The organism is Streptomyces sp. NPDC005648 (genome assembly GCF_040605395.1).
GTDB lineage: Bacteria > Actinomycetota > Actinomycetes > Streptomycetales > Streptomycetaceae > Streptomyces.
In genome coordinates this window covers 1-10,262 of sequence record NZ_JBEXCS010000164.1, presented here as the reverse complement: position 1 = coordinate 10,262, position 10,262 = coordinate 1, and the positions used below count along the sequence as shown (strand labels likewise).

Sequence of the window (10,262 nt, the reverse complement as noted above, 5' to 3'; positions counted from 1 at the left end):
GCCGGCTCCGACTGGCAGACGAACCCGGCCACCCAGATCAAGTGGGGCCTCAACTACATGAACAGCCGCTACGGCAGCCCGTGTGAGGCCTGGTCCTTCTGGTCCGCCAACCACTGGTACTGAGCGGTCGCCGAGACTCGTCGTCTCGCCTCTCAACCCTCGACAGCCCCTCCCCGTCCTAGGGGGAGGGGCTGTCGCCCTGTACGGTCGGACGCGAACGACTCCAGGGGGGAGTGGTGGCCAGCACCCGGGGACGCGGGGGAAGAGGACGGATCATGTCGCGAGTGCCAGGGTGGCTCGGTCGGCTCGGTGCCGGGCTGACCGAGGTCAGCGAACGTCTGGAGGAGCGGCGCGCCGAGGTGGAGCGCGAGGAGGCCGAGGCCGGCCCCCCGCCCCGCCCGAAGCGCACCCCGCCGACCCCCGAGCCCACGACGGCCGCCAAGCCCACGCCGACCCCCAAGCCCTCGACGACCGCCAAGCCCTCGACGACCGCCGGCCCCGCGAACTCCACCGGCCCGGTGGGTTCCGAGGACCCCGCGGACTCCGCCGGCCCGGCGGAGTCCGCCGGCTCCGCGGAGTCCGCCGCCCCCGCGGATGCCGAGGCCCCAGAGGACCGGGCGCCGGAGACCACCCGCGCCATCGTCGTCCCGGTGCGCCCCGACCCCGCCCAGGCGGTCCCGTGGGGCGTACGGGTCGCCGCGGAGGCCGGCTGGCGCCTGCTGGTGCTCGCGGGCACGGTGTGGGTGCTGATGCGGGTCATCAGCGCCGTACAACTCGTCGTGTTCGCCTTCGTGGTCGCCCTGCTGATCACGGCCCTGCTCCAGCCCACGGTGGCCCGCCTGCAGCGTCACGGTTTCCCGCGCGGCCCCGCCACCGCGCTCACCGCGATCCTCGGCTTCGTCGTCCTCGGCCTGATCGGCTGGTTCGTGACCTGGCAGGTCATGGAGAACATCGACAATCTCTCCGACCAGATCCAGAACGGCATCGACGACCTGCGCAACTGGCTTCTGAAGAGCCCCTTCCACGTCACCGACAAGCAGATCAACCAGATCGCCAAGAACCTGCGGGAGGCGGTCGGCGCCAACACCGACCAGATCACGTCGTTCGGCCTGGAGGGCGTCCAGGTCGTGGTCGAGGCCCTCACCGGCATCCTCCTGACCTTCTTCTCGACCCTCTTCCTCCTCTACGACGGCCGTCGTATCTGGGAGTGGAGCCTGAAGCTGGTCCCGGCCGCGGCCCGCCCGGCCGTCGCCGGCGCCGGCCCGGCCGCCTGGCGCACCCTCACGGCCTACGTCCGCGGCACGGTCCTGGTGGCCCTCATCGACGCCATCTTCATCGGTATCGGCATCTACTTCCTCGACGTGCCCATGGCCGTCCCGCTCGCCGTCTTCATCTTCCTGTTCTCCTTCATCCCGCTCGTCGGCGCGGTGGCCTCCGGCGCCCTGGCCGTGGTGGTCGCCCTCGTCACCCAGGGCGTCTTCACCGCCGTGATGACCCTGGCCGTCGTCCTCGCCGTCCAGCAGATCGAGGGCCACATCCTGCAGCCCTTCATCCTCGGCCGCGCGGTCCGGGTCCACCCCCTCGCGGTGGTCCTGACGGTCGCCGCGGGCGGCATGGTCGCGGGCATCGGCGGTGCGGTGGTCGCCGTACCGCTGGTGGCGGTGACCAATACGGTGGTGGGGTATCTGCGGGCCTACTCGACGGGCCGACTGGACGCCGGTTCCGATGTCGGCGACCCCGACGACACCGTTTGAAAAGCGCTTCCCAATCGATCAAATGAGCCTCGAACAAAGCCAATTGGGCGGACGCGCGGCTCAACTTCCGCCAACCGGGGACAGGTCGGAAATCCCCGGACGGAATATGCGCCCGGACTGATACATCTTCCCCCCTCAGCGCTACGCGTCAGGCGTATGTGCGACTCGGCTGGGGCGGGCGAGAGCCTGTCCGGCGGATCAGGTCGGCCTTGAGGTACGGCGCTTCTTGGCCACGCCGAGCGGGGCCTGGTGCGTGCAGCTGCAAGGCGGAGGAGGGAGGCATGGCGGAGCCATGGCGAGTGACGACAACGCGGCTGGGGGTCCCCCTCCGGGGGAGTGCGTGCCAGGCCCCGCGACACCGACCCGATCCGCCGGACAGGCCCTGGGGGCGTGATGTCGGGCTATGAGCTGCTGGCGCGGGCTCTGGGTGCCTGTGGGCGCGAGGGGGCGACCGGGCGGTTGCGGGTGACGGGGATGCCCGGGGGGACCTTCCACCTCCGTAACGGGCTCGTCGTCGCCGTGGAGAGCCCGGGCGCGCCCGGGCCCGAGGCGCTGCTGCTGCGGTCCGGGCGGGTGAACGGGGAGCAGTGGGCGGCGCTCGTGCGGGAGGCCGGGGGTGCGCGCTGGCCGGTCGCCGGGCTGATCGCGCACGGGTACACCGGGGCCGCCCAGCTGCGGGTGGTCTGCGAAATGGCCCTGCACGACGCGGCGTTCGCGGTCGTCGCGGGCCGGGTCGACGGCTGCGAACGGATCGCCGCCGGTGGGGAGCCGCCCGCCCCGGTTCCCGTCGGCGAACCCCCCGCCCGGCTCCTGGAGGAGGCCGCACGCAGGCTCGCCGCCCTCGCCACGCTGCCCCACCCGGTCCACCCGGACCGTGAACGGCCGCTCCCGGTGAGGGGCTTGGACCGCCCGATGAGCGAACTCCGCAGCGATCTGCTGGCGCATGCCGACGGCCGCCGTACCGCCCGGGACCTCGCCTTCCGCACCGGGCGCGGTGTCTACACCGTCACCGTCGAACTCGCCCGCATGCTCGCCGAGGGCCTCCTGGAGTGTCCCGCGTCCCCCGCGCCCATCCCGGTCCGCACCCCGCCCGAGGGCGTACGGCACCGGACACCCCCGCCGCCCGTCCCGCCCCCGCCCGAACCGCCCGCACCGGACGACCTGCCCCGCCGTAGGCCGGGCGGCTTCTTCCGCCTCAGGAACGGAACCCCGAGATGAACAGATCCCAAGGAAATTACGGGAGTTGATGGAATGGATCACGAAGCCCTGGCGCTGGAGATGCGTGTCCTGCGCGAGCAGGTCACCGGCATCACCGACACCGCGGTCGCGGCGGCCGACGGGCTGCTCATCGCGGCCGACACCGCCGACTCGATCGACCCGGAAGGGCTCGCCGCGCTCGCCGCGGCCGGCCTGGGCCTGGCCCGCCGCACCGCCCAGGCGACCTCCCGCGGCACCCTGCGCCAGACGGTGACCTACGGAAGCCACGGCTGTGCCGCCTTCTACGCCGTCGGCGACACGGCCCTGATGGTCGTCCTCGGCGACGAGGGCATGGACGTCGACCGGCTGCATCTGGCGACCCAGCCCGCCCTGGACCGGATCGGTTCGATCCTCATGAACAAGACGGCAGAAGGAGTCTGAAGGGATGGCGACAAAGCGTATGACCCCCGGTTTCTCCGACCAGGTGATGGGCCTGGTCAAGTCCTTGCGTACGGATGCCCCCGACTGTGTCGCCTCGGGCATCGTCGACATGTCCACCGGCATGCTGCTGTCGTACGAGACGGTCGACAACCACCCGCCGGAGGTCCTGGACCTGCTCGCGGGTGCGACCCTCGACCTGTTCCAGGGGCGGACGGTGGTGATGATCGAGGACGTGTTCAAGGAGCGTCGCGGCGTCCAGAGCGAGAACCACTTCTTCCAGGAGATCCTGGTCAACAGCGAGAACCTCACTCACCTGTTCGTGAGGATGAACGAGCAGCAGGACGTCGTCGCGGTGGTGGTCTGCCGCAAGTCCGTCAATGTGGGGATGCTGTTCGCGCAGGTACGGCGGGTGGTGCAGAGCTACGGCCTGTGAGCGCACAGGACGGCGGCCCCTCCCCGTCGCAGGGGGAGGGGCCGCCGTGGCCGTGGGGTCCGGCCGCGCTCGGTTACTCCGTGCGCAGCCCGTCCGGGCGCATCAGCCGCAGCAGCGGCGGCAGGCTGAGCAGGGTCACCGCGAGGACGACCCCGGCGCCGATCGCCGTCATCGACAGCACGCTCGCCCAGTCCACGCTCACCGAGACCTCGACCATCTTCAGCAGCACCGCGCCCAGCGTCAGTCCGACCACCGCGGCCAGCAGCAGGCCCAGCGCGATCGGGATCGCCGTCTGCCACAGCACCGACAGGCTCAGCGTGCGGCGCCGGGTGCCGAACGCGACCAGCGCCGACAGCAGCTTCTTGCGCTCGCGCAGCTGCTCCAGCTGGGAGACCAGCAGGCTCGCGCCGATCAGCATCAGCACACAGGTCGCGCCGACGAACAGGCCGGTGCGGATGGAGCGGAACTGCAGCGACGTCCTGCTGGCCGCCATGGTGTTCACATCCGCCAGCAGGTCCAGTCGCGCGGCGGTGTTGCGTACGTAGTCGTCGGCGTCCGGCACCGACGGGTTCAGCGAGACGTACACCTGCTGGACCATGCCGGCCATGGTGCCCGGGGGCAGCGCGCCCGGGGTGAACAGCAGACCGCCGCGCGCATACCCGGTCGGGTCCTCGCGCTCGGCCGCCGCCTTGACGCCGGGGGACACCTTCCAGGCCACCGTGTGGTGCGTGGAGCCGCTGTAGACCGGGTCGAAGTACAGGGTGCGGCCCGCGGTGGTCAGCTCCCTGGCCTTGGCGTCGTAGCTGCCGCCCTTGACCACGAAGACGTCACCGTCGCGGCAGGAGGACAGCCGGGCCACCTCCCGCAGCTCCGCGCAGGTGCCCGCGGCCACCTCCAGGGTGGTGTCGGCCTCCTTGGGCCGGTCGCCGAGCGAGCCCTGCGAGATGGCCGAGGCGCGCCGCACGCCCTTGGTCGCCGCGAGCTGCCGGGCGGCGTCGGCCACCGGGACGTCGCCGCGTATGTAGATCTGCATCTGGGCCCGACTCAGGTCGTTGCTGGTGTCCTTGACGTAGTCGTGCTCGACCCCGGCGAACAGCATCTGCAGCGCGATCGCCCCGGCCACCGCGACCGCGATGCCGTTGACCATGCGGGCCGCCGAGCCGCTGCTCAACTGCAGCCTGCGCACGGCCAGTTGCCAGGACACGGACCCGGCGTCGAGCCGGCTCACCACGGCCTCCACGACCCAGGGGAGCAGCGCGGTGACGCCGACCAGCAGCAGCACGGTGCCGCCGATCACCATCCACTCGTTGAAGTCGCCGTTGTCGCGGCCCTGCCCGACCATCGGGTACAGCAGCGCGAGACCGGCCAGCGGCAGCAGCAGCCGCCACCACAGCCGCCGGCGCGGCGGCTTCGCCGTACGGACCACGCCGAGCGGCTCGATGACCACCCCGCGCAGCGCGAACAGCGTCACCAGGACGGCCGCGGCCGGTACGGCGACGGCGACCAGCGCGACCAGCGCGGGCGAGGGGTTGAGGTCGCTCGGGAACACACTGATGTCCCGCACCACCAGCGACCCCGCCAGCTGCCGCCCGGCCAGGAAGAAGACGGTGCCGAGCACGAGGCCGAGCAGCGCCCCCGCGAGCGCCTCGCCCCCGGCGATCCGGCGCGCCATCCGCCCGTCCGCCCCGACCAGCCTGAGGGCCGCGAGCCGGCGGTCCCGACGCTCACCGCCGAAGCGCACGGCGGCCGCGATGAACACACCGACGGGCAGCAGCAGCACCACGAAGATGATCATGACGAGCAGGATGAGGATCGGGTCCAGCTTGTCGGGTGTGTGCTGCGGGGAGGGCCCGAAGTAGTCGATCCGCTCGACCGAGCCGCTCGCCAGATGGTTCTCCAGCCCGGTCGCGCCCGCGTAGTAGGCGAGTTCGGTGGGCCCGATCAGCCCGGACTGCCCGATGGTGCCGATCACCCGATACGGCATCCGGTCCCGCAGTATCCGGCCGGAGCCGGAGTCCAGCAGCCGCTCGAGCGCGGGAGAGACGACCATCTCGCCCTTGCCCGGGAACTTCCCGACCCCGGGCGGCAGCGGCGCCTTCGCCCCCTCGGGCTCCACCAGCCGCCCTCGCACGTCCTTGCCGCGGAAGGTGGTGTCCGTGTCGGCGATGACGAGCGTGTTCTCGGCCTTCTTCAGCGCGTTCGCGCTGTAGGTGAAGTCGTCCCGGTCGGTGCCGCGATGGTTCCGCGCGGACAGCGCGCTCGGTATCGCCGTGGTCAGCAGCAGCAACGCCACCCCGAGGCCGACGCCGACGGCCGTCAGCACGGCCCGCGTCCACCCCTCACGCCCGCCGGCGAAGGCGAAGCGCACCCCCATGGCCAGATCCCCGGCCCACCCCCGCAGGCTCATACGACGCGCTCCATGTCCCGGGACTTCCCGTCCCGTACGACGATCTCGCGGTCGGAGTAGGCGGCCACCCGCGCCTCGTGCGTGACGAGCACGACGGCCGCGTTGGTGGTCCGGGCGGCGTCCGTGAGCAGCTCCATGACGCGCTCGCCGTTGAGCGAGTCGAGGGCGCCGGTGGGCTCGTCGGCGAACAGCACGCGCGGGTCGGTGACCAGCGCCCGGGCCACGGCGACCCGCTGCCCCTGGCCGCCGGACACCTCGCCGGGCCGCTTCTTTGCGAGGTCGTCGACCTCCAGCCGCTCCATCCAGGTCAGCGCGGCCCGCTCGGCCTCCTTGCGGGAGGTGCCGTTCAGCCGGAGCGGAAGGGCGACGTTCTCGACGCAGGTCAGCTCCGGCACCAACTGCCCGAACTGGAACACGAACCCGAACTCGGAGCGCCGCAGCGCGCTGCGCTCCGCGTCGTTCATGGTCGCCATCTCGCGTCCGGCGTACAGGATCGACCCGGAGTCGGGCGTCACGATCCCGGCGAGACAGTGCAGCAGGGTCGACTTGCCCGACCCGGAGGGGCCCATGACGGCGACCACCTCGCCGGGGTGGATGGAGAACCCGGCGCCGTCGAGCGCGGTGGTCGGCCCGTACGCCTTGCGCAGGTCGTCGGCGACGAGAAGAGAACCGGCAGGAGTCACCTGGCCACCGCCTCGGCGAGCTTGTCGAGGCGCGCCGCGGTGAGCTCCAGCCAGCGCAGGTCGGCCTCGAGATGGAAGAGGGCGTGATCGCAGATGAGCTGATCGGCGAGATCGCCCCTGCGCTTGCGGTCCGTGAGGATGCGCATCATCCGCAGATGCTCGGCCCGCTGGGTGTCGAGGATGTCGGCCGCGTTGCGGTGCGTCAGCAGCGCGAGGACGACCTTGGTGTAGAGCGTCGACTGGAGGTACGGCTCGGGGGCCTCCGGCGTGGCGAGCCAGCGCTCGACGTCGGTGACCCCGGCGCCGGTGATGGCGTACCGCTTGCGCTCGGGTCCGCCGCCCGCCTCGATGCCGTCGACTTCGACGAGCCCGTTCTTCAGCAGGCGGGACATCGTCGAGTAGACCTGGCCGTAGTGCAGTGGCCGATCGTGACCGAACTTCTCGTCGAAGGCCCGTTTGAGGTCGTAACCATGACGTGGCCCGGACTCAAGGAGTCCCAGAAGGGTGTGACCGATGGACATGCCGAGGACTGTACACGCGGTGTATACGCCTCATGTATACGCGGAGTGTGTAGATCATGGCGGGGTGTGGGAGTGCGCAGGTGGCGGCCCATTGTCATGGTTCTGCAACAGCGCGCGGAGGTGTCGAGGTGGTATCGCTTCCCACTCCTGGGCAACCTTCGACCGCTTCTGTCCGTCGGTTTCATCGGAGCGGGTGCTGATTGTCACGTCCGCAAAAGCCCGGAACAGCGGGCCTTTGCCACATCTCCCGGTGTTAGCTTTCTGAGCTGACCTGTGCGGCGAACCTGTGTGACGGATGAGCACACATGAACGAAGCGGAGCGGAACGGACCCATGGGACGAGCGGAAGAGAGACGAGCGCGACAGCGCGGTGGCCGCCGCGCGGCTCCCCCCGCGCGCTCGTCGGGCACGGCGGCGCCCACCCGCCCGGCCGGCACCGCGTCGGTCGGCATAGCCGAGCCCGGCCCCATGGAGGGCGGCCGGGCCGCGGCCCGGAGGGCAGCCCAGGGCAAGGGCGGCCGGGGCAAGGCCGGCAAGGACAAGGGGAAGGACGGCCGCGGCTTCATACGCCGGCTCTTCACCTGGAAGAAGATCGTCGGCGGCTTCCTCGGCGTGTGCCTGCTCGGCATGGGCGCCTTCATCGCGCTGTACATGATGACCCCGATCCCGGCGGCGAACGCCGACGCCACCCTGCAGAGCAACGTCTACAAGTACAGCGACGGCTCGATCCTCACCCGCAGCGGCAAGCTCAACCGGGAGACCGTCGACCTCGCCCAGGTCCCCAAAGAGGTCCAGCACACCTTCGTCGCCGCCGAGAACAAGACCTTCTACAAGGACTCCGGTGTCGATCTGAGGGGCACGGCCCGAGGCCTGCTCAACACGCTCTCCGGCAAGGGCGCGCAGGGCGGTTCGACGATCACCCAGCAGTACGTCAAGAACTACTACCTGACCCAGAACCAGACCGTCACGCGCAAGCTGAAGGAACTGGTCATCTCGCTGAAGCTGGACCGGCAGAAGACCAAGGACTACATCCTCGCCGGCTACATCAACACCAGTTACTACGGCCGGGGCGCCTACGGCATCCAGGCCGCGTCGCAGGCGTACTACCACAAGGACGCCCAGAAACTGACGGTCCAGGAGGGCGCGTACCTCGCGGCCCTGCTCCAGGCGCCGAACCAGTACGACTGGGCGATCGCCAGCGACACCGGCAAGAAGCTGGTGCAGGCGCGCTGGAACTACGTCCTGGACAACATGGTCGAGATGCACTGGCTGGACGCGAGCAAGCGCCAGGCCCTGAAGTTCCCGGTGCCGAAGGCGCCCAAGGCGCCGCCCGGCATGGAGGGGCAGACCGGCTACCTGGTCGACGCGGCCAACGCGGCGCTGGAGCGGCAGCTCGTGGCCAACGGCACCGCCTCCAACATCAATGACGCCGAGGCGCTGGTCACCCAGGGCGGCTGGACCGTCACCCTGAACATCGACAAGAAGAAGCAGAAATCGCTGGAGCGGTCGGTCAAGCAGCAGCTGACCAGCAGGCTCGACGCGAAGAAGCGGAAGGTCGACGGCGTCGTCCAGGCCGGTGCCGTCTCGGTCGACCCGAAGACGGGCAAGGTCGTCGCCCTGTACGGCGGCGTGGACTACTTCAAGCACTACACGAACAACGCGACCCGCAAGGACTACCAGCCCGCCTCCACCTTCAAGCCGGTCATCCTGGCCGCCGCGCTCAACGAGGACGCGAAGACCCAGGACGGCCGTGCGATCGACGCGAACACGATCTACGACGGCACCAGCGGCCGCCAGGTGGTCGACAACGGCACCAAGGTCGGCTTCGCACCGCCCAACGAGGACAAGCAGAACTACGGGAAGATCACCGTCCAGAAGGCGATGAACGACTCCGTGAACTCGGTCTTCGCGCAGATGGGCGTCGACGTGGGCATGAACGAGGTGATGACCGTCGCCGGCAAGCTCGGCATGGACACCAAGGGCATGCAGGCGGTTCCCGCGCAGACGCTGGGTTCCATGGGCGCCAGCCCGATGGAGATGGCCGGCATCTACGCCACCCTCGACAACCACGGCAAGAAGGTCACCCCGACGATCATCAAGTCGGCCGAGCGCAAGAACCAGCCCGTCAGCTTCCCGAACCCCATCGGCAGCCAGGTGATCACCCCTGAGGCCGCCGACACGGTGACCTCGGTGCTCACGGGCGTGGTCGACGACGGTACGGCGAAGACGTCGGTGGCGAGCAACCCGCAGCGCGACGGCCAGCAGGTCGCCGGCAAGACGGGTACCTCCGACAACAACAAGTCGGCCTGGTTCACCGGCTTCACACCGAGCCTGGTGACCTCCGTCGGCCTGTTCGGCGAGGACCCCAAGTCGCACGCCCAGGTGCCGATGACGGGCGCCACGGGCAATGTCCCCGGAAGCCCGAGCGGCCGTATCAACGGTGGCAGCTACCCGGCACGGATCTGGGCCGCCTACACCTTCGGGGTGATGGACGGCGTCACCAAGTTCGAGCTGGACACCACCCAGGGCGCCGCGGTGCAGCCCTCGGACACCCCGTCGAGCACGCCGAGCAACACTCCGTCGAGCACTCCCAGCAACACGCCGTCGAGTACGCCGAGCAACACTCCGTCGAGCACTCCCAGCAACACGCCGTCGAGTACGCCGAGCAACACGCCGTCGAGCACCCCCAGCAACACCCCGTCCAACACCCCCTCGGGCCCGCTGGACAACCCGCTCAATCCGAACGACGGCCAGTAGACGGCGACAAGAAGGGGCGCGGGTGAGGGGAACGGCCCGGCGGCGGCCGTGACTTGCTCAGCCCGCGCCC

General features: G+C 70.4%; 8 protein-coding genes and 1 pseudogene. 6 read left to right on the top strand and 3 right to left on the bottom strand.

Annotation, left to right across the window (positions count from 1 at the left end; translation table 11 throughout):
- The 5 genes and pseudogenes from ABZT17_RS44025 to ABZT17_RS44005 all read left to right on the top strand — a co-directional run.
- Nucleotides 1-123 (top strand): annotated as a pseudogene (locus ABZT17_RS44025) (lytic transglycosylase domain-containing protein); the annotation flags it as partial.
- A gap of 152 nt (nucleotides 124-275) precedes the next feature.
- Nucleotides 276-1,754 carry an AI-2E family transporter gene (locus ABZT17_RS44020; protein ID WP_356357809.1) on the top strand — a complete coding sequence of 493 codons (1,479 nt, stop codon included), beginning with the start codon at nucleotides 276-278 and terminating at the stop codon, nucleotides 1,752-1,754.
- A 393-nt stretch (nucleotides 1,755-2,147) separates the two neighbouring features.
- Entirely contained in the window at nucleotides 2,148-2,972 is an 825-nt protein-coding gene (locus ABZT17_RS44015) for a MarR family transcriptional regulator (protein ID WP_356357808.1), read from the top strand.
- Nucleotides 2,973-3,005: 33 nt separating this feature from the next.
- Entirely contained in the window at nucleotides 3,006-3,392 is a 387-nt protein-coding gene (locus ABZT17_RS44010; protein WP_356357807.1) for a roadblock/LC7 domain-containing protein, read from the top strand.
- A 4-nt stretch (nucleotides 3,393-3,396) separates the two neighbouring features.
- A complete protein-coding gene (locus tag ABZT17_RS44005; RefSeq protein ID WP_356357806.1) occupies nucleotides 3,397-3,825 on the top strand; it encodes a hypothetical protein in 429 nt (142 codons plus the stop codon).
- Between the two features lie 73 nt (nucleotides 3,826-3,898).
- Here the strand turns inward: ABZT17_RS44005 and ABZT17_RS44000 are convergent, their stop codons facing one another.
- Genes ABZT17_RS44000 through ABZT17_RS43990 form a run of 3 tightly spaced genes read right to left on the bottom strand, consistent with a single transcriptional unit; the run spans nucleotide 3,899 to nucleotide 7,436 of the window.
- Entirely contained in the window at nucleotides 3,899-6,232 is a 2,334-nt protein-coding gene (locus ABZT17_RS44000) for an FtsX-like permease family protein (RefSeq protein WP_356357805.1), read from the bottom strand.
- A complete protein-coding gene (locus ABZT17_RS43995; RefSeq protein ID WP_356357804.1) occupies nucleotides 6,229-6,915 on the bottom strand; it encodes an ABC transporter ATP-binding protein in 687 nt (228 codons plus the stop codon). Before ABZT17_RS43995 ends, ABZT17_RS44000 begins: the two co-directional genes overlap by 4 nt.
- On the bottom strand, nucleotides 6,912-7,436 hold the full coding sequence (locus ABZT17_RS43990; protein WP_356357803.1) for a PadR family transcriptional regulator: 525 nt from the start codon (nucleotides 7,434-7,436) through the stop codon (nucleotides 6,912-6,914). Before ABZT17_RS43990 ends, ABZT17_RS43995 begins: the two co-directional genes overlap by 4 nt.
- A 332-nt stretch (nucleotides 7,437-7,768) precedes the next feature.
- On the opposite strand from ABZT17_RS43990, the gene ABZT17_RS43985 reads away from it, so the two are divergent.
- Nucleotides 7,769-10,192: a transglycosylase domain-containing protein gene (locus ABZT17_RS43985; protein WP_356357802.1), complete on the top strand. Its 2,424-nt coding sequence runs from the start codon at nucleotides 7,769-7,771 to the stop codon at nucleotides 10,190-10,192.
- Nucleotides 10,193-10,262: the final 70 nt, after the last annotated feature.

What these genes read in the sequence shown, in the direction of transcription:
- ABZT17_RS44020 (WP_356357809.1), top strand. Translation starts at nt 276, where the DNA reads ATGTCGCGAGTGCCAGGGTGGCTCGGTCGGCTCGGTGCCGGGCTGACC.
- ABZT17_RS44015 (WP_356357808.1), top strand. Translation starts at nt 2,148, where the DNA reads ATGTCGGGCTATGAGCTGCTGGCGCGGGCTCTGGGTGCCTGTGGGCGC.
- ABZT17_RS44010 (WP_356357807.1), top strand. Translation starts at nt 3,006, where the DNA reads ATGGATCACGAAGCCCTGGCGCTGGAGATGCGTGTCCTGCGCGAGCAG.
- ABZT17_RS44005 (WP_356357806.1), top strand. Translation starts at nt 3,397, where the DNA reads ATGGCGACAAAGCGTATGACCCCCGGTTTCTCCGACCAGGTGATGGGC.
- ABZT17_RS44000 (WP_356357805.1), bottom strand. Translation starts at nt 6,232, where the DNA reads ATGAGCCTGCGGGGGTGGGCCGGGGATCTGGCCATGGGGGTGCGCTTC.
- ABZT17_RS43990 (WP_356357803.1), bottom strand. Translation starts at nt 7,436, where the DNA reads ATGTCCATCGGTCACACCCTTCTGGGACTCCTTGAGTCCGGGCCACGT.
- ABZT17_RS43985 (WP_356357802.1), top strand. Translation starts at nt 7,769, where the DNA reads ATGGGACGAGCGGAAGAGAGACGAGCGCGACAGCGCGGTGGCCGCCGC.